At 63.7% G+C, this 18,426-nt stretch carries 14 protein-coding genes and 2 tRNA genes; 7 read left to right on the forward strand and 9 right to left on the reverse strand.

Annotated elements, in window-relative coordinates; all coding sequences use genetic code 11:
* Positions 1 to 73: 73 nt before the first annotated feature.
* The 3 genes from GM909_RS03335 (at position 74) to GM909_RS03345 (ending at position 3,141) form a co-directional block, all read left to right on the forward strand.
* Positions 74 to 1,060 carry an ABC transporter permease gene (locus GM909_RS03335; protein ID WP_157014782.1) on the forward strand — a complete coding sequence of 329 codons (987 nt, stop codon included), beginning with the start codon at positions 74 to 76 and terminating at the stop codon, positions 1,058 to 1,060.
* A gap of 117 nt (positions 1,061 to 1,177) precedes the next feature.
* Entirely contained in the window at positions 1,178 to 2,383 is a 1,206-nt protein-coding gene (locus tag GM909_RS03340) for an alanine racemase (RefSeq protein ID WP_157014783.1), read from the forward strand.
* A gap of 5 nt (positions 2,384 to 2,388) precedes the next feature.
* Complete coding sequence (locus tag GM909_RS03345; RefSeq protein WP_157014784.1) at positions 2,389 to 3,141, forward strand: ATP-binding cassette domain-containing protein; 753 nt, start codon at positions 2,389 to 2,391, stop codon at positions 3,139 to 3,141.
* A 109-nt stretch (positions 3,142 to 3,250) separates the two neighbouring features.
* Here GM909_RS03345 and GM909_RS03350 read toward each other — a convergent pair.
* A tRNA-Val gene (locus GM909_RS03350) sits at positions 3,251 to 3,326 on the reverse strand.
* Positions 3,327 to 3,644: 318 nt separating this feature from the next.
* Between GM909_RS03350 and GM909_RS03355 the strand changes: the two genes are divergently transcribed.
* Together GM909_RS03355 and GM909_RS03360 are read left to right on the forward strand one after the other, a co-directional pair.
* Positions 3,645 to 3,721: transfer RNA gene (locus GM909_RS03355), tRNA-Asp, on the forward strand.
* A gap of 212 nt (positions 3,722 to 3,933) precedes the next feature.
* On the forward strand, positions 3,934 to 4,740 hold the full coding sequence (locus GM909_RS03360) for a mechanosensitive ion channel family protein (protein WP_157014785.1): 807 nt from the start codon (positions 3,934 to 3,936) through the stop codon (positions 4,738 to 4,740).
* 199 nt (positions 4,741 to 4,939) lie between these two features.
* Here the strand turns inward: GM909_RS03360 and GM909_RS25975 are convergent, their stop codons facing one another.
* Positions 4,940 to 5,749: a hypothetical protein gene (locus GM909_RS25975; protein ID WP_235911611.1), complete on the reverse strand. Its 810-nt coding sequence runs from the start codon at positions 5,747 to 5,749 to the stop codon at positions 4,940 to 4,942.
* Between the two features lie 379 nt (positions 5,750 to 6,128).
* On the opposite strand from GM909_RS25975, the gene GM909_RS03370 reads away from it, so the two are divergent.
* Positions 6,129 to 7,742: a CYTH and CHAD domain-containing protein gene (locus GM909_RS03370; protein WP_198174109.1), complete on the forward strand. Its 1,614-nt coding sequence runs from the start codon at positions 6,129 to 6,131 to the stop codon at positions 7,740 to 7,742.
* 8 nt (positions 7,743 to 7,750) lie between these two features.
* Here the strand turns inward: GM909_RS03370 and GM909_RS03375 are convergent, their stop codons facing one another.
* The 6 genes from GM909_RS03375 to GM909_RS03400 form a co-directional block, all read right to left on the reverse strand.
* On the reverse strand, positions 7,751 to 8,740 hold the full coding sequence (locus GM909_RS03375) for a hypothetical protein (RefSeq protein WP_235911614.1): 990 nt from the start codon (positions 8,738 to 8,740) through the stop codon (positions 7,751 to 7,753).
* Positions 8,701 to 10,014 carry a TRAP transporter large permease gene (locus GM909_RS03380; RefSeq protein WP_157014787.1) on the reverse strand — a complete coding sequence of 438 codons (1,314 nt, stop codon included), beginning with the start codon at positions 10,012 to 10,014 and terminating at the stop codon, positions 8,701 to 8,703. Before GM909_RS03380 ends, GM909_RS03375 begins: the two co-directional genes overlap by 40 nt.
* A 5-nt stretch (positions 10,015 to 10,019) precedes the next feature.
* On the reverse strand, positions 10,020 to 10,544 hold the full coding sequence (locus GM909_RS03385) for a TRAP transporter small permease (protein WP_157014788.1): 525 nt from the start codon (positions 10,542 to 10,544) through the stop codon (positions 10,020 to 10,022).
* A gap of 68 nt (positions 10,545 to 10,612) precedes the next feature.
* Complete coding sequence (locus GM909_RS03390) at positions 10,613 to 11,587, reverse strand: TRAP transporter substrate-binding protein (RefSeq protein WP_157014789.1); 975 nt, start codon at positions 11,585 to 11,587, stop codon at positions 10,613 to 10,615.
* Positions 11,588 to 11,646: 59 nt separating this feature from the next.
* The gene (locus tag GM909_RS03395; protein ID WP_157014790.1) at positions 11,647 to 12,921 is read right to left on the reverse strand and encodes an NAD(P)/FAD-dependent oxidoreductase; all 1,275 of its coding nucleotides are present in this window, start codon (positions 12,919 to 12,921) and stop codon (positions 11,647 to 11,649) included.
* A gap of 128 nt (positions 12,922 to 13,049) precedes the next feature.
* Complete coding sequence (locus GM909_RS03400; RefSeq protein WP_407941241.1) at positions 13,050 to 16,469, reverse strand: indolepyruvate ferredoxin oxidoreductase family protein; 3,420 nt, start codon at positions 16,467 to 16,469, stop codon at positions 13,050 to 13,052.
* Positions 16,470 to 16,618: 149 nt separating this feature from the next.
* On the opposite strand from GM909_RS03400, the gene GM909_RS03405 reads away from it, so the two are divergent.
* Positions 16,619 to 17,074 carry an Lrp/AsnC family transcriptional regulator gene (locus GM909_RS03405; RefSeq protein WP_157014791.1) on the forward strand — a complete coding sequence of 152 codons (456 nt, stop codon included), beginning with the start codon at positions 16,619 to 16,621 and terminating at the stop codon, positions 17,072 to 17,074.
* 47 nt (positions 17,075 to 17,121) lie between these two features.
* Here the strand turns inward: GM909_RS03405 and aztC are convergent, their stop codons facing one another.
* Positions 17,122 to 18,132, reverse strand: coding sequence for a zinc ABC transporter substrate-binding protein AztC (gene aztC / locus GM909_RS03410; RefSeq protein WP_157014792.1), 1,011 nt, complete (start codon positions 18,130 to 18,132; stop codon positions 17,122 to 17,124).
* Positions 18,133 to 18,426 lie beyond the last annotated feature (294 nt).

Genomic DNA, 18,426 nt, shown 5'->3' on the forward strand with positions numbered 1-18,426 from the left:
GGAGTTCCATCCGGGCGGCAATTCCTGATGAGGACCGCCGCCGCAAGCTGCGGCGGCCCGACGGATGGCATCCATGGCAACCCAGACCACCCAGCACGCAAGCCCCGCCAGGTGGCGGCCGGCATTGCTGCAACGCATAGATCTTCAGCAATATGTGCTCTACATCGGCTTCCTGGCGATCTTCCTCTTCTTCGCCGTCACATTGGCCGACGACGGCTTCCTGACGACCCGGAACCTGTCCAATATCGTGCTGCAGACGGCGCCGGCGACCATCATGGCGATCGGCCTGGTGTTTGTCCTTTCGGCAGGCGAGATCGACCTGTCCTTCGGTTCCATCTTCGCCGTGGCTGCGCTTTCTGCCGCCGTCGTGATGCAGGAACATTCGATGCTGTTGGGCATCCTGGCCGGTCTCGGCGCGGGGCTTTCCATCGGCTTCTTCAACGGCGCGATGGTCGCCTATCTGGGATTGCCGTCCTTCCTGGTGACGCTCGCCACGATGGGACTTTTTGCCGGCGTCGCACGTTCGATGACAGATTTGCGCTCGATTCCCGTCATCAACGACGCGTTCACCGGCTTCTTCGGCTCCGGCTCGCTGATGGGCATTCCGTCGCTGATCCTGTGGACGTTGGTCGCCGTGATCATCGGCCATCTCATCTATCGCGAGAGCCGCTTCGGCGCCCATGTGATCGCCACCGGCGACAATCCGCGCGCCGCCCAGGTCTCCGGCATCAAGGTGCCGCGTATCCGTCTTGCAGTCCTGATGATCAGCGGCGGTTGCGCGGGGCTCGCCGGCCTTCTCTATGCCGGCCGTCTGCAGGCGGCCAAATACACGCTCGGCGAGAGCGATCTGATGACCGTCATTGCCGCCGTCATCGTCGGCGGAACGGCGCTCAAGGGCGGCAAGGGATCGGTGATCGGCGCACTGGTCGGGTCGCTGCTCATGGGCATGCTGAACAATGGGCTGATCCTGATGGGTCTTGCCGTGTCCGAGCAAATGATCGTGCGCGGCCTGATCATCCTCGTCGCCGTCGCTATCTCGCTGCGCGACACCAACCGCTAGCGCGCGTTCGCTTCAAACCGAAACGTTTGAAGCAAAGATATGCGCGCCAGATCAATATGTTGGAACATGTACCTTTCGCTCGATTCCGTTTGAGCGGGACATGTACAAGGAGACGCCATGTTTCTCGATGTTCTCAGACGCCGCAACCCCGCCTTTGTCGAAGCCGCGATCAAGCTGCATCGCGAGGGCCGCATTCCGGCCAACGCCTACGTGCTCGACCTTGACGCGGTGGAGGAAAATGCCCGCCTGTTCAAAGCCGAGGCCGGCAGGCACGGGATGAAGGTCTTTGCCATGACCAAGCAGGTCGGCCGCAATTCGGCCTTCTGCCGAGCCGTGATGCGCGGCGGCATCGACCGCGCCGTCGCCGTCGACATGGCTTGTGCCGTGGCCTGCGACCGGGCAGGGCTCAAGGTGGGTCATCTCGGCCACCTCGTCCAGGTGCCGCGCGACGAGGCGGAGATGGCGGCGAGCCGCCTGCGGCCCGACTACTGGACCGTCTTCAGCGAGGAAAAGGCGAGGGAAGCTGGCGCGGCCGCCAGCAAGGCAGGGCGCAAGCAGGCGCTGCTTGCCCGCATTCACACCGAGGGCGATACCTTCTACCGTGGCCATGAAGGCGGGTTCCGGGCCGAAGACATCGCGGCGGTCGCCGACATGATCGATCGTCTCGACGGTGCGCGCTTTGCCGGGCTTACGAGTTTTCCCGCACTGCTCTACGACAATGAAAAGAAGACGGTGCTGCCGACGCACAATCTTTCAACGCTCGCCAAAGCCGCCGAAGCGCTGGTGAAGGCCGGCCGCAGCGACATCGAGGTCAACGCACCGGGCACGACGTCATCCGCCGTGCTCGACACCCTGGCCGACGCCGGGGCCACGCAATGCGAGCCCGGCAACGGGCTGCACGGCACGACACCGCTCCACGCGATCGAGGATCTGCCGGAGCGACCGGCGGTCCTCTATCTCACCGAGGTCTCCCATCTCCATGCCGACCGCGCCTATTGCTTCGGCGGCGGGCTCTATATCGACCCGGTCTTTCCCGACTACGATGTCAAGGCGATCGTCGCCGATGCGCCAACAACCTCGGAGCGGGCCCTCGCCAGCGTCGAGATTCCGCCACCCTCGGCAATCGACTATTACGGCATGATCGATGCGACCGGTCCGGCGAAGCCGAAGGCCGGCGACACGGTTGTGTTCGGCTTTCGCGGCCAGGCCTTCGTCACCCGCGCCTTCACCGTCGGCGTGTCCGGGATTTCGCGGGGCGATCCGAAAGTGGAAACGATCGAGAACATCTTCGGTCAGCCCGAAGACTGGCCGAATCTCAGGTGAGCGCCATGACCAAAAAAACGCATGCCGGCTCCAACCCGGTTCTCGAATTGAAGAACATCCACAAGGCCTTCGGCGGCATTGTGGCGATCGATGATTTCTCTCTCGATCTGCATGCCGGCGAGATCGTCGCGCTGGTGGGCGACAACGGCGCCGGTAAGTCCACACTGATCAAGATCATCTCCGGTGTCCATGCCCCGACCGCCGGCTCGATCACGCTCGATGGGCAGGCGGTCAGTTTCTCCGATGCCAGCAAGGCGCGCTCGAGCGGCATCGAGGTCGTCTATCAGGACCTGGCGCTGGCCGACCAGCAATCGGTCTATATGAACATGTTTCTCGGCCGCGAGAAATTGAAGGCCTTCGGCATGCTTGACCGGCGCTCGATGATCGAGGAGACGCAGCAGCTTGTCGACGAGCTCGATGTGCGCATTCCGTCGGCCGGCGCCATCATCCGCGACCTCTCGGGCGGCCAGCGGCAGGGTGTGGCGATTGCCCGCGCGACGCATTGGGCGAAAAAGCTGATCCTGCTCGACGAGCCGACCGCAGCCCTCGGCGTGGCCGAGACGGCGAAGGTGGAAAAGAACGTGCATGCGCTCAAGGAGCGCAATCTCGCCATTTTGATCATCAGCCACAGTCTCGACCAGGTGTTCAGGCTCTCCGACCGCATCTGCGTGCTGCGGCGCGGGCAACAGATCGGCGTGCGCGAGACGGCTAAGACCGACAAGAACGAGATCGTCTCCATGATCACGGGTGTTCATTGATGCCGGCAGCGGACATTGCGGCGATCGCGCGGCGTCGCACGCAGATGGCGCGGGAGATTCATTGAACCCGCCGCACGCTTCCCATTTTCGACCTAAGTCATTGAAATAATGGTGGGCGATGAGAGACTCGAACTCCCGACATCTTCGGTGTAAACGAAGCGCTCTACCAACTGAGCTAATCGCCCCCTGAACCGCCGCGATTTAAGCGCTTCGTCGTCCATGCGCAAGCCGAATCGGCAAAAATGCAAAGGAACTTCTCTGGAAGTGCGCGGCCATGCAACGCCGGGCGGTGCCTGGTGCGGTCGATCGACCATGGGCAGGGGCGGGCATTGCCTATGCCGATTTCTCCCGAGTTCCGTACGCCGCGCAACACCGTGAAATTGCCCGCGGTGAACTTTGCCAGCAAGATGGTGACAAAGCGCCAATGGCCGCTTGACAGGGTTCGTCGAAGCGCTTAATTCACCGCCACGACAGCGGCCGCGGCAAGTGGCCACGTCCAAAGCGCGGGTGTAGCTCAGCTGGTTAGAGTGCCGGCCTGTCACGCCGGAGGTCGCGGGTTCGAGCCCCGTCACTCGCGCCATTTTCTTCAAGCATTCTGACACATTGATGGGCCGGAGAGTTTCAACTTTCCGCCGATCCGGTTTCAATGTTGGCGCGACGCGCAGGCTTGCCGCTGCCTGTGTCCGCGAAACAGGCGGAATATCAGGTCGATCTTTAGCATCACCTTGACTCTCTTCGGTCCGACCCGCTCTTATTGCGACGTTCAAATGGGCATCGCCCGGGAGGATGAAAATGGAAGGACTTGCAGGGCAACTGGGCGCTTATGGTCCGCTGGTCGTCGGCGCGCTCAAGGCGTTGGTCTTTCTTGTCGTGGGCTGGATCGTTGCCAATGCCATCAGCGGCTTCGTGCGCCGCCAGGTGACGCGCAGCGAGCATATCGACAACACGCTCGGCACCTTCTTCGCGTCTCTCGTGAAGTGGCTGATTCTGATCGTTGTCTTTATTGCGGTTCTCCAGATTTTCGGCTTCGAGGCAACGAGCCTGATCGCCGTCCTCGGCGCTGCAACATTGGCCATCGGCTTCGCCCTGCAGGGAACCCTGGCCGATCTCGCCGCCGGCGTGATGCTGATCGTCTTTCGGCCCTACAAGCTCGACCAGTATGTCGATATCGATGGAACGGCCGGCACCGTCAAGGATATCAACCTCTTCGTCACGGAGCTCGTGACGCCCGACAATGTTCAGATCATCGTTCCCAACGGCAAGGCGTGGGGCTCGATCATCAGGAACTATTCGGCGCATGCGACGCGGCGGCTAGATCTCGAATTCGGCATCGACTATGGCGACGACGCCGACAAGGCCATCAAGATCATCACCGACATCTCCGGCGCCGATGCGCGTGTCCATGATGATCCCGCCCCCTGGGTGAGGGTCGTCAATCTCGGTGAATCGTCGGTCGATCTCGGCGTGCGCCTGTGGTGTGACGCCGGAGATTACTGGGATCTCAAATTCGACATGACCAAGCAGATCAAGGAAGCCTTCGACAAGAAGGGCATTTCCATTCCCTATCCCCATGCGGTCGAGATCCAAAAGAGCGCCTGACGCTCTTTTAAGCCCCGGCAATATGGGCCGGGGCTCAGGCTGCCGACAGCGGTGCAGAAATGATCTTTCGTCATTCTCGGGCTTGTCCCGAGAATCTGCTAACCTACTGATGTTTATAGATCCTCGGCACAGGGGGGGCGAGGATGACGACGCGAATGTGGCGAGGCTCGTCAACGAGCTGAACCCCGGCGGCTATTTTCTAGAACCGGAAGGTCCAGTACAGGCAGGCCAGCATCGCCACGATGAAGCCGATAAATGCCAGCGTGCGCAGGAGGGCGCCGCGGCGCAGCGTTTCCAACGACAAATGGGCGGCAATGATGCCTGCGGCGAACAGGAACTGCCAGTCGATCAGAACCTGAAGCGCGGCGTCATAGCCGAAGGCAAAGCGGGCGATTTGAACGCCCGCTATGGTCGCAAGCAGGACCAGTGACGTCGAAAATATCGGTTTGGCTGCGCTGACGTGGAGAAGACCCGCAAGGCGGATCGGTGCGATCGTAATCAGAGCGCCGGCAAAGGCGTAGATCGCGGCCAGCGGGATGAAGGTTCTCGAATTGGCAAGCCCGTCGAGGCGCGTAATGCCAAGGCTGGCGAAGGCATAGCCCTTCATTTGCAGCCCGAAGCTGAGCGCGACCAGAAGGGCGGTGAGTCCTGCGACGATCAGGAATGCAGATGCAGTACGGTTCATCGTTCGCTCCGCCGGGAATCGGTTTGCCCTACCCGGATAGGACGATGTGCCGTGCCATGAAAGCCCTCTGTCGAGGGGGAGTGGACCGCAAGGCGTGACGGAAGTGTTGCCGGTATAATTTTTTAGGTTTGAAGGAACGAAATTGATTGGTAATGCGGGGCAGTCTGCCGTCGCCTCTGCATTTGGCCGGCCAGACTGCCCCAGCGGCTCCCGCCAGGCATGCGTCAGGCGGGGGTCGTTGGGCATGCCTGTCGAAGCGCCGCTGTCCCAGAACATGTCCCGCTCAAACGGGATCGTTTGAGCGAAAGGCACATGCTCCACCATAGTGATCTGGCGCGCATATCTTTGTTTCAAACGTTTCCGTTTGAAGCGAACGCGCGCCAGAAAGGACGCGAACCCCTTAATGGCGTGAATGCGGATACGCCACCCACCACAAGTCGTCTAATCGATATGATTGGCCAAACATGACGCCCCGGCAGGCATTTGCCCAGTAGTGTTGCAGCAATGTCACGCTGCCGCGTGCTCCAGCCTCGTCCCGTTCGGCAATCCGCGTTGCCTCGCACGCCGCTTGTGTGAAGCTTCTGCGACAACTATCGTGGCTGTCCATTCATCGTGAAAGCCACGGCAGCAGAGCACGGCCGACATGCGGCCTTCAGGTGATCTGCGGGCCTGTCGGGAACGATTGCGCGGGAGAGCAGGATACGTGGCATCTGACATGACCGGCTCCCTGAACGGCGAGGCGTCCTTGACGCCGTCGGCAGAAACCGCCGGGCCGGCGGCGCGCGAACTGGAACTGAAACTCGTGACCGATGCCGGAAGCGTGCGTTCCCTGGCTTGCGCACCTGCGGTGGAGGCCTGCGCGCGCAACAAGGGCGTCGTGCGGCGCCTGGAGGCGGCCTATTACGACACGTCCGATCAGGCACTTCAAAAGGCCGGCTACACGCTGCGGGTGCGGCGCAATGGCGGGCGGTATGTGATGACGGTGAAGACGAGCGGGACGCTGGCGCCCGGCACGCTGGCGCGTGGCGAATGGGAGGTGCCGGTCGACGGCCTGCAGCCCGACATTTCGCGTCTCATGGGCCAGTTGCCCGACGACTTTCCAGCCGCGTTGGGCGATGCCGAACTCGTGGCGCAGTATACGACCAGCGTGCGCCGGCGCACGCGCCTGCTCGACCTGCCCTATGCGACCATCGAGCTCGCAGCCGACGAGGGCTCCGTCGTCGCGGGCGAGCGCAGCGAGCCGATCAACGAGATCGAGCTGGAACTGATGAAGGGCGACGCCTCGGCCCTGTACGAACTGGCCCTGGCGCTCAGCGATTCCGCCCGCCTCGATCCGAGCCCGCGCAGCAAGGCGGCGCGCGGCATCGATCTGGCGCGCGGCGTGCCGCCTGGTTTCTCCAAGGCACCGAAGCTGCGTTTCGATGCCGCGACAAGTCTGGACGAGGTGATCGCGGCCATCTTGCGCTCTGCGCTTCAGCATCTGCTCGACAACAAGGCCGCCGCAGTCGACGGCAGCCATCCCGAGGGTGTGCATCAGGCGCGCATTGCGCTCAGGCGCCTGCGCTCGATGCTCAAGATCCTTGCCGACACCACCGGCGCACAGGCGAGCGAACGTTTTCGCGACCAGGCAAAGTGCCTTGCCTCGGCCATGAACGATGCGCGCAATTGGGACGTCTTCTTGAGCGAGACCCTGCCGCCGATCGAGGACAAATGCGCGGCGGTGAAGGGCTTTGCCGAATTGCGCGCCGCAGCGGAGGCGAAGCGCAGAAAAGGCTATGAAACCGACCGCGCGGCCTTCGACGATCCGCGCTCGGGCCGTTTTCAGCTCGAGATGGCGCTGTGGATCGAGCAACGCGGCTGGCGCTCGAGCGTCGACGCCGATGGCCTGGCGCAGCTTTCCGCACCGGCCCGGCTCTATGCCGAAAAGGTACTTGCCGGCTTGCATCGGAAGGTGATCAAGCGGGGCCGTCAATTCGGCCGGTTGAGCGTTGACGAGCGCCACAGGGTGCGCCTGGCGATGAAGAAATTGCGCTACGCGGCCGACTTCTTCCTGCCGCTTTTCGGCAAAAGCAGGAAGGTGGCCGCCTACGCCAAATTTCTCCGGCGCTTCCAGGATCTGCTCGGAAAATACAACGACATGGCGACCACCGAAGGCCTTTTGACCGAACTGCAGGCAGGGGACGCATCGCCGAAGCTTGCCGGGCCGTGCGGAGCCGTCATCGGCTGGCAGGCCCGCGATCTTCTCGACACGGAAGCCGAACTCATCGCGGCCTGGCGCGAATTCAAGAAAGCCGGGCGCATGTGGAAGAGCAAGTAGCTCGAACCTTACGGCAGCGCATCCCGTGGTGGACCGGGCCGGTAGAGCCGGTCAAGCAGCACCGGCGTCAGATACATCGGGATCTGATAGCAGCCGATGAACAGAAGAAGCGGGTCGGTGACGGCAGCGGGCAGGGCGGTCAGAAACAGCGCAATGTTGCGGTTGGCCGCGACGATCCCCATCGGTGCCGCGAGCCGGCGCCAGCGGCTTTGCCGCAGGATCACGACCAGGGCGATCTGCAGGCCGAAATTGGCGGCGAAGGCGGTGAACAGCGCTGTGGCAAAGCGTGTTGGGTCGCCGACCAGCGCCGGACCGACGGCCGACATCAGGCCGACGACGACGATTGCCATCATGATGGCCGACAGTCCGTCGATGGCCGCATAGGTACGGCGCGACGGGGAGCGCAGCACGAAGCCGCGGATTAAAAAGGCGGCACCCGTGGCCGCCAGGATGATGGTGAGCAGCCTGGCGGAGGCGCCGAGCACCGCTGCCGCGTCGCCGAGCGACGGCGCCAGCCACAGGACCGGAATGACCGTGAGCGGCAGGAGCGCGGTCGCCAGCACCATCTGCCGTAGCGCCGGCGCCGGATCGTTGCCGGTCAGAAGCGTCAGATTGGGGCTGCCGGAGATCGGCGGCGCGGCCAGCATAAGCACCAGACCCGTGGCGAGCGCACCGGTCCATCCGGCGAGTGCGAATGTGAGGATCGCCGCAATCGGAAAGGCGATCTGGTAGACGATCAGGAACCCGGCTGACGTTCGCAGGTCCGCCAGTGCGCCAAGCGCCTGGCGCGGCCCGACACGCAGCGCGGCGACGAACAGCAGGCCGGCCACGAGTTCGGCGATCCACTCCTTCATCGCCAGCGCCGCGCCGGGAAAGGCGATGCCGGCGGCAAGCCCTGCCACGAGCACCAGCCGGCCATGTTTCGCCGCCAGCGCCAGCAGGGTGAAGACCGCCTCCATCACCCGCCCGCCGCGGGACGCATGTTCTGCGGCAGCCATGTCGCCAGTTCCGGGAAGGCGATGAGCACGAAGACCATTGCCACCATGATCAGGAACATCGGCAGGGCGGCGCGCGCGACGTAGTTCATCTCGTGGCCGGTCATGCCCTGCAGGACGAACAGGTTGAAGCCTATCGGGGGCGTGATCTGTGCCATCTCGACGACCACGACGACGAAGATGCCGAACCAGATGATGTCGATCCCGGCCTGACGCACCATTGGCTCCACCACCGCGATGGTCAGCACGACGGCGGAGATGCCGTCGAGGAAGCAGCCGATGATGATGTAGAAGACGAGCAGCATCATCAGCAGCTCGAAGCGCGACAGTTCCAGCGAGCCGATCCATTCGGCGAGGCCGCGCGGCAGGCCGGTGAAGCCCATCGACAGCGACAGGAAGGCGGCACCCGCCAGGATCAGGGCGATCATGGCCGAGGTGCGCGTGGCGCCGATGAGACTTTCACTGAAGCTTTGCCAGCTCAGCGAGCCTTGCGCGAAGGCCAGCAGCAGCGCTCCGATGACGCCGATGGCCGCGGCCTCCGTGGCCGTCGCATAGCCCAGATACATCGAGCCGATGACGACGGCGATCAAGGCCAGGACCGGCAGGAGAAAACGCGAATTCTTCAGCCGTTCGACGAAGGATGTGCCGGTTTCGGCATCGGGCCGGTAGTCGGCGGAAAATTTCGACACTGCCGCCACATAGAGCATGAACATGGTGGCGAGCACCAGCCCGGGAACAATGCCGGCGATGAACAGCTTGGTGATCGATTCGTTGATGGTGACGCCATAGACGATCAGCGTCAGCGAGGGCGGGATCATCAGCCCCAGCGTTGCCGCACCGGCCAGGGTGCCGATCACCATCTTTTCGGGATAGTTGCGCTTGCGCAGTTCCGGTACCGACATCTTGCCGACCGTCGTCAGCGTTGCCGCCGATGATCCCGACACGGCGGCGAACACCGTGCAACCGACGATATTGGTGTGCAAGAGCCCGCCGGGAAGCCTGGCCATCCAGGGCGACAGGCCGCGGAACATGTCTTCCGATAGCCGCGTGCGAAAGAGGATTTCGCCCATCCAGATGAACAGCGGCAGCGCGGTCAGCGTCCATGAAGAGGCCGTGCGCCAGATGATGGTCATCATGGCGTCGCCGGCCGGGCGGATCGTGAAGAGCTCCATGCCCACCCAGGCGACGCCGAGCAGGGCGAGCCCCACCCAAACGCCGGTGCCAAGCAGCAGAAAGAGGACGAAAAGGAAGATACCGACGGCGTAGAACTGTTCCACCGCTTCTACTCCGCGCCCGGCTGGTCGAAGGTGCCGGGCCTGATATTGTCGTTGCGCGTCACAAGCAGCGTCACGAGGTTGTCGAGGAAGCAGACCGCCAGGAGCACCGCGCCCGCGGCCATCGGCACTTGCGGGATCCAGATCGCCGTGGCGTCCTGGCCCTGGCTGACGTCACCCAGCTTGTAGGACCAGTAGACCGCCCTGATCGCGTACCAGGCCAGATAGGTCGAGGCGGCCGAAGCGATCAGCAAACACCACAATTCGCCCCAGAAGCGCTTTTCCCCCAGGGCGGTAAGGAAAAGCCCGACCCTGATATGCGATCCGGCGTTGAGCGCGCTGGAAAATGCCAGGAACGACGCCGATGCCATCAGATAGCCGGCATATTCGGCCGAGCCGGGAAAGGTGACGCCGGCCCAGCGCGCCGCCATCTGCAGCACGATGACGACAAGGATGAGGACGAGGCAGGCCGCCGCCGCAACGCCTGCAGCGGCGTAGAGCGCGTCGAGCGCCCGCCGGATGGGTGAGGTCATGAGGTTCCCCGTTCTGTAAGGCGGTGAACCGTCGGGCCCGGACAGGCCGGGCCCGCGGCAGTCGGCGTTTATTGAGCCTTGTAGGCGTCGATGATCGCCTTGCCGTTCTCGCCGGCGGCCTCGATCCATTCCCCGGTCATCGTCTCACCGAAGCCGGCCAGTTCTTCCTTCAACTCATCACCGGGAGGCGCCACGGTCATGCCGTTCTCGGCCAGCGTCTTCAAATAGCCCGCCGTCAATTCCTCCGATTTCGCCGTTCCATCGGCCGCCGCCTTGGCGCCGCACTCCATCACCAGCTTCTGCGTGTCTTCGTCGAGCGCATCGAAGGCGTCCTTGTTGGCGAAGACGGCATTGCGCGGCAGCCAGGCCTGCACGTTGTAGAAATGGGTCAGGCTTTCCCAGACCTTGGAATCCACACCGGTCGATCCCGACGAGATGAAGCTGTCGGCGACCCCGGTGGCGAGCGCCTGGCTGAGTTCGGCTGCCTCGATCTGAACCGGCACCATGCCGGCAAGTTCGGCGATGCGGGCGGTTGCCGCATTGTAGGCGCGGAACTTTACGCCTTCCAAATCGGCCACCGAATTGACGTCCTTCTTCACGTAGAGCCCCTGCGGCGGCCAGGGAACGGAATAGACGTAGACGAGGTTCTGGCTGTCGAGCACGTCCTTGACCTTGTCCTGAGCCGCGTCCCACAGCTTTGCCGAATCCTCGTAGGAGGTGGCGAGGAAGGGGATGGAATCGACGCCGAACAGCGGATTCTCGTTGGCGTGGGCCGACAGGAGCCGCTCGCCGATCGGCGCCTGGCCGGTCTGGACGGCGCGCTTGATGTCGTTGCCGGCAAACAGCGCGCCGCCGGGATGGGTGACGATTTCGAGCGCGCCGCCGGACCCGTCGGTCACGCATTTGGCGAAGGTGGCGCCGTTCTCGGAGTGGAAGTTGGTCGCCGGATAGGCCATGGGCATGTCCCATTTCTGGGCATGGGCCGCACCCGCCGCAACTGTTGCCATAGCGGCGGTGGCCAGAAGTGTCGTCAGTCGTCTCATCGTCTCAGTCTCCCATTTTTGCGATGAATTGTTTTCAGTGTTCCGGTCGTTTTCCTCGCCTATTGGAACCGCGAAGGCGAATAGGGTGCAAGGTCCAGGTTCGGTTTTCTCCCCGAAACAATCTGAGCCAGGATGCGCCCGGTGCGCGGACCGCCCGTCAGGCCGACGTGATGATGGCCGAAGCCGAGATAGGCACCCCTGATGCCCGGCACTTCGCCGATGACGGGGATGGAATCGGACGGCGCCGGGCGGTGTCCCATCCATTCCGTCTTTTTCTTCCATGACAGGCCGGGCAGGGCGGCCTTGGCCTGTTTCGTCAGCAGCGCGAAGGGCGCGCGCGAAGCCGGTGCGTCGAGCCCGCCGAATTCGACGATGCCGGCCAGCCGGAGCCGGCCCTCCATCGGCGTCATGACGAACTTGCCGGCGGCGACCATGGTCGGTGCGCGCGGCGTGACACTCGGCTCCCACAGCTCGATGTGATAGCCGCGTTCGCTTTCGAGCGGCACGTCGAGGCCAAGCTTGCGGCACAGCGCCCTGGACCAGACGCCGGTCGCCACGACAGCCGCCGAACAGGCAATCGTCTCGCCATCGGCGCGCAGCCCTGTAATACGCCCGTCTTCCTGCGCGAAATCGGTAATTTCGGCCTTGAGCAGCCGGCCGCCCTGGGTCTCGAAATGCGCCGCGAGGTCCTTCACATAGCGCCCCGGATCGGTGATGAATCCATGATTGGCCAGCCGGACTGCGAAGTCTGCACTGGATGCAAGGCAAGGATCATAGGCGCGAAGGGCGTCGCCTTCCAGTTCGTCCCATTTGAACCCGAGAAATTTGCGCACGCCCCAGCCGAACGCATCGCGATCGAAATGCGCGCGCTTGGGATAGACGAAGACATAATCCGAGCGCTTCAGCCATTTTTCGGCGGCCGTGCCCGATGCCAGCAACTGGTGATCGGCAAGGCTGTCCCCGATAATGGGAAGGAGGGCGACGGCGATGCGCCGCGCGTCTTCGGCATTGCAGTGGCTGAGATAGCGGCGCAGCCACGGCATCAGCTTCGGCATGTAGGACCACTTCACAAACAGCGGCTGGCCGGGGTCGAAGAGCATGCCCGGCGCCTTGCGCATCAGGCCGGGTACGGTGACGGGCACGACGGAAGACGAGGCGAGCACGCCGCCATTGCCATAGCTCGTTGCCTCGCCGGGCGCGGCGCGGTCGATCAGGATGACGTCGTGTCCCTCGCGCTGCAGCCAGATCGCCGTCGAAACGCCGACAATGCCGGCGCCGATCACGGCGACGGGCGGTGCATTCGGCCCTTTCGCGCTCGCCGTGCTGCATGCCATGCGGTTCCCCTAAACTCGGCGGATTCCGCGGATCGTCGCACACGATGACAAAATGTCAATATTTTGTAGGTAAACTGCAGATGTTTTCCCCTGAAACGGTCCAGGCGCCGACCGGAATGGAGCGCCGATCACCCCGGCAGCAGCGTCTCCATTTCCGCTTTCGCGGCCCTTGCGGCCTCCTCCTTGACCGATCCGTAACCGCGGACCTGCATCGGCAACGCCATGGCGTCGGCCAGGCGGTCGATGGTCTCCGCGGAAAGCTCGGCAAGCGCGCGATCGATCTTGTGCTCGTACCAGCCGATCAGTTCGCGTTCCAGCCGGCGGTCGGCGCAATAGCCGAACGGGTCGAGAGGCGTACCGCGCAACCGCCTCATGCGTGCAAGCAGGCGCAAGGGCAGGCGGACCCAGGGGCCGAATGCCCGTTTGACCGGACGGCCGCGCGCATCCTTGCTTGAGGGCAGGAAGGGCGGGGCAAGGTGGTGGACGATGCGGAAATCGCCTTCGAACCCCGCCTTCAGCCGATCTTCGAACCCGGTCTGCATGTGCAGGCGGGCGACCTCGTATTCGTCCTTGTAGGCCATCAGTTTGAAGAGCGAGCGGGCGACCGCTTGCGTCAGCCGTGCCGTGCCGAGGCCCGCTTCCGCCGCTCGCACCTTGTCGACGGCTTTGCTGTAGCGCGCGGCATAGGCGGCGTCCTGGTAGTCGGTGAGGAAGGCTTCGCGCCGCGCGATCTCTTCGTCCAGTGTTGCAGCCACAGGGGTCGAGGGCTCCAACATGTCCTTCAGCCGGTCGGGAAAGGCGGCGGCGATGCGGCCGATGAGGAAGGCGCGGTGATTGGCCTCCACCGCCACCCCGTTGAGCTCGATCGCCTGGGCGAGCGCTTCCAATGAGACCGGCACCAGCCCCTGCTGCCAGGCAAAGCCCAGCATGGTGACATTGGCATAGACGGCATCGCCCATCAGCGTGTTGGCCAGCCGGTTGGCGTCGACACTCGCCAGTTCGCCGACCGAACCGTCGAGCGCCGCCAGCCGTTTATCGACGGCAAGGCTCGCATCGCGCTTGCGCACGATATCGCCGGTCGGCATCTCGGCCAGATTGACCGCCGCCCGCATGCCCGGCCGGTAGGCCGCCGAGGCCTTGGGCGAGGTGGAAACGACGATGTCGCAGCCGATGAGCGCGTCCGCGGCACCCTGATCGATGCGTACCTGGTTGATGGCCTCGGGCGTGTTCGCGATGCGGACATAGGACAGCACCGGCCCGAACTTTTGGGCAAAGCCGGTGAAGTCGAGCACCGAGGCGCCCTTGGCCTCCAGATGTGCCGCCATCGTCACCAATGCGCCGACGGTGATGACGCCGGTGCCACCGACGCCGGTGATCAACAGGTCGTAGGGTTCGGCGGTCCCGGGCAGTTGCGGGTCGGGCAGATCGGCGGAAAGCGCCGTGAAATCGACCGCGGCGCCGGTCTTCTTTTTCCGGGTTGCGCCCTCAACCGTCACGAAACTCGGGCAGAATCCGTTGACGCATGAAAAATCCTTGTTGCAGGAGGATTGGTTGATGCGTCTTTTGGTGCCGAATTCGGTCTCGACCGGCTCGACGGAAAGGCAGTTGGATTCCACCGAGCAATCGCCGCAGCCTTCGCAGACGAGCTCGTTGATGACGGCGAATTTCTTCGGGTCCTCCATCGTGCCGCGCTTGCGCCGCTTCCGTTTCTCGCTGGCGCAGGTCTGTTCGTAGATCAGGACGGTGACGCCCGGAATCTCGCGCAGTTGGCGCTGCACGGCGTCCATCTCGCGCCGCCCGTGGATCGTGGTTCCGGCGGGAAAGTCGCCGACGCGGAATTTCTCCGGCCGGTCGGAGACGAAAGCGATCCGCTCCACGCCCTCGGCGCGCGCCGAATGGGCGATCGCCTGGACGCTCACCGGCCCGTCGACCGGCTGACCGCCGGTCATGGCGACGGCGTCGTTGTAGAGGATCTTGTAGGTGATGTTGGCCCTGGCCGCGACGGCCTGGCGGATCGCCATGGAACCGGAGTGATACCAGGTGCCTTCGCCGAGATTCTGGAAGATGTGGTTCTTGCCCGTAAACAGCGATGAGGCGGCCCAATTGACCCCTTCGCCGCCCATCTGGATGAGCGATGTGGTTTCGCGGTCCATCCAGCTTGCCATGAAATGGCAGCCGATACCGGCCAGCGCCCTGGAGCCATCCGGCACCTTGGTGGACGTGTTGTGCGGACAGCCGGAGCAGAAATAGGGTGTGCGGGTTGCGCCCTCGACCGAGATCGAGATGGCCGGCTGGCTTGCGATCGCCGCCGCCTTTGCGGCAAAGCCGTGGCCCGGAAAGAGCCCTTCGAGACGCCCGGCGACGATGGACACGAGTTGGCGCGGCGACAATTCGCCCGTCCACGGCACCAGCCGCTCGCCCTTTTCGTCGCGCTTGCCGACCATCACGCGCGGCTTGTGGCCCAGCCAGTCGTAAAAATACTCCTTGAACTGGCTTTCGATGATGCCGCGCTTTTCCTCGATGACGAGGACTTCTTCTTTGTCGCGCACGAATTCCAGCGCGTCGCGGCGGGCCAGCGGCCACACCATGCCGATCTTGTAGATGTCGATGCCGAGTTCGCGGCATTCCGCCTCGCCGATACTGAGAAGCCGCAGTGCCTCCATCAGGTCGAGATGGCCCTTGCCCGTCGTCACGATGCCGAAGCGGGCATGTTTCACGTCGTAGACGTGGCGGTCGATCGGGTTGGCCTCGGCGAAGGCGTAGACGGCCTGCTTCTTGGCCTCCATGCGCTCCTCGATCTGCGGGCCGGGCAGGTCGGGCCAGCGATAGTGCAGTCCGCCGGGCGGCGGCGTGTAGTCGGGGGCGGCGAAGCTGCGGTCGGGGGCAAGTTCGACCGAGGCGGCCGACTCCACGGTCTCCGAGATCGCCTTGAAACCGACCCACATGCCGGAAAAGCGCGAAAGCGCGTAGCCCCATTCGCCGAATTCGAGATATTCGCCGACATTGGCCGGGTTCAGGGTCGGCATGAACCAAGCGATGAAGGCGGCGTCGGACTGGTGCGGCATGGAGGAGGACACGCAGCCATGGTCGTCGCCGGCCACGACCAGCACGCCGCCATGCGGCGAGGAGCCATAGGCATTGCCGTGCTTGAGCGCGTCGCCGGATCGGTCGACGCCGGGCCCCTTGCCGTACCACATGGCAAACATGCCATCGGCGGTCTTGTCGGGATTGGTTTCCACCTGCTGCGTGCCGAGCACGGCCGTTGCCGCCAGATCCTCGTTGACCGCCGGCAGGAACGCGATGCGATTTTCGGCAATCAGCTTTTGAACCCGCCACAGTTCCAGATCGACACCGCCGAGCGGCGAGCCGCGATAGCCGGAGACGAAGCCGGCCGTGTTCAGGCCAGCGGTACGGTCGCGCCGCGCCTGGTCGAGCGCCACCCTGACCAGCGCCTGCGTGCCGGTCAGGAAGACGCGGCCGCGCGTCTGCGTGTAGCGGTCCTCGAGCGTGTAGCGGGCGAGATCGCGAATGGGACGATGAGCCGTCACGGTAACCTCCCAATGGCTTGGGTCATTGTAACCGATCCCGGCCGGCAATTTTGCCCAGAATGGGAGCCGATGGGCTATTCTTTGAAAATGTTGTTCAGCGTAGAATGCATTCTCGGGACATTTGACCAGCCGAACAGGGAAGGACGGAAATTTTGCAAGACCAGGACAGAACGATCCTCCGCGCGTTGCAGGACGACTGCCGTATCTCCAACCAGGACCTGGCGGGCAAGGCCGGCATGTCCGCCTCGGCCTGCTGGCGCCGCGTCAGGGCGCTGGAGGAGGCGGGCGTTGTCCGGCGCTATGTGGCGCTGGTGGACGCTGCAGAGGCCGGCATGGCGTTTCACGCGATGGTGCATGTGACGCTGACGCGGCACGATCACAGCCATGTCGAGACCTTCATCGCCGAGGTCGGCCGGCGTCCGGAGGTGCTCGACTGCTTCGCCACCACGGGCGAGGCCGACTATCATCTCAGGGTGGTTTGCGCGGATCTGGCCGACTACAACGCCTTCCTCGAAGGCTTCCTGTTCCGCCTTCCGGGCATCGCCAATGTGCGCACCAATCTTGTGCTGAAGAACATCAAGCAGGAAACCGCCATACCGTTGTGAAGCCGATCGAAAGGCGCATGGGTTACGCCCTTCGATCGGCGTGGCGGTCAGCTTCCCGAGATCGCGCCGGCGATGGTCGTGATGTTGTGCTTCATCATTTCGATATAGGTCGCAGCCGGGCCGTTCGTATCCGAAAGCGCGTCGGAATAGAGACTGCCTCCGAGTTCGAGCCCTGTCTCGCCGGCGATCTGCTCGATCAGGCGTGGATTGGTGACGTTCTCGACGAAGATCGCCGAGGCCTGATCCTCGCGCACTTGCCGGATGAGCGCCGCGACGTCGGCTGCCGACGCCTCGGATTCGGTCGACACGCCTTCGGGCGCCAGGAACCGGATGCCGTATGCATGTTCGAAATAGCCGAACGCGTCGTGCGAGGTGATGATCGTCCGCCGCGCCTCGGGGATCGCCTCGACCGCCGCGCGGATATCGGCGTCCAATGTCTCCAGCCTGGCCAGGTAGGCATCGGCATTGGCCTTGTAGGCGTTGCAGCCGGCATCGTCCGCCGCGCAGAGCGCTTCGGTGATGTTTCTCACATAGATCTCGGCATTTTCGACCGACTGCCAGGCATGCGGGTCGTATTCGCCGTGATGGTGATGGTCCTCATGCGCCTCGTCGTGATCGTGGCCGGCTTCGTCTGCACGGTGTTCGTCGTGATGGTCGGACTCTTCGTGGGCATGGTCGTGCGTCTCGCCTTCATGCTCCCCGTGTTCTTCAAGCTTCAGCGTTTCAACGCCCTTGGACAGTTCGACGATCTTTGCCTTGGTGCCGCTTGCCTCGACCAGGCGCTGGAGGAACCCTTCGAACTGGAGACCGTTGACCAGCACGATATCGGCTTGCGCAGTAACCGCGGCATCCTGGGGCCTGGGCTCGTAGACATGGGCGTCGCCGTCGGGGCCGACGAGCGTGGTCAGGTCGATGCGCTCGCCCCCGACATTCCTTGCCAGATCGGCAATGATGGAAAAGCTGGCGACGACCTGCAGCTTGTCCGCCGCCATGGCCGATATCGAGGTCGAGCAGGACAGCGCTGCGGCAAGGGCTGTGAGGGTGAAAATCCGGCGCATGGGGGACTCCTTGTGGCGGTTGACCGAAATGCTGCCGCGGCAGCGCGGCTGACCACTATGTAATGTTATTACGTTCGTCAAGTCTCTCGTCCGCTCGGACACCTTTTTGCTGTGCCGTCGAAACCATCCACCCTGTCTTCGAACACCCGCCCACAATCTCTCCGGTCCGAACACACCGGCGGGGAGAGGAAGGCTCGGCCGCGATAGCCGGCACCGCATTCTCCCCTCATCCTTCAGGGCCGTGGCCTGTCTTTACAAAGCCTTGCGGTAAAACCAATATCGGCGACAGGGTTC

The sequence above is a fragment of the Mesorhizobium xinjiangense genome (assembly GCF_009749525.1).
In the GTDB taxonomy this organism is placed as follows: domain Bacteria; phylum Pseudomonadota; class Alphaproteobacteria; order Rhizobiales; family Rhizobiaceae; genus Mangrovimarina; species Mangrovimarina xinjiangensis.

What these genes read in the sequence shown, in the direction of transcription:
- GM909_RS03395 (WP_157014790.1), bottom strand. Translation starts at nt 12,921, where the DNA reads ATGGCATGCAGCACGGCGAGCGCGAAAGGGCCGAATGCACCGCCCGTC.
- GM909_RS25975 (WP_235911611.1), bottom strand. Translation starts at nt 5,749, where the DNA reads ATGGTGGAGCATGTGCCTTTCGCTCAAACGATCCCGTTTGAGCGGGAC.
- aztC (WP_157014792.1), bottom strand. Translation starts at nt 18,132, where the DNA reads ATGCGCCGGATTTTCACCCTCACAGCCCTTGCCGCAGCGCTGTCCTGC.
- GM909_RS03345 (WP_157014784.1), top strand. Translation starts at nt 2,389, where the DNA reads ATGACCAAAAAAACGCATGCCGGCTCCAACCCGGTTCTCGAATTGAAG.
- GM909_RS03385 (WP_157014788.1), bottom strand. Translation starts at nt 10,544, where the DNA reads ATGACCTCACCCATCCGGCGGGCGCTCGACGCGCTCTACGCCGCTGCA.
- GM909_RS03375 (WP_235911614.1), bottom strand. Translation starts at nt 8,740, where the DNA reads ATGGCTGCCGCAGAACATGCGTCCCGCGGCGGGCGGGTGATGGAGGCG.
- GM909_RS03360 (WP_157014785.1), top strand. Translation starts at nt 3,934, where the DNA reads ATGGAAGGACTTGCAGGGCAACTGGGCGCTTATGGTCCGCTGGTCGTC.
- GM909_RS03340 (WP_157014783.1), top strand. Translation starts at nt 1,178, where the DNA reads ATGTTTCTCGATGTTCTCAGACGCCGCAACCCCGCCTTTGTCGAAGCC.
- GM909_RS03335 (WP_157014782.1), top strand. Translation starts at nt 74, where the DNA reads ATGGCAACCCAGACCACCCAGCACGCAAGCCCCGCCAGGTGGCGGCCG.
- GM909_RS03390 (WP_157014789.1), bottom strand. Translation starts at nt 11,587, where the DNA reads ATGAGACGACTGACGACACTTCTGGCCACCGCCGCTATGGCAACAGTT.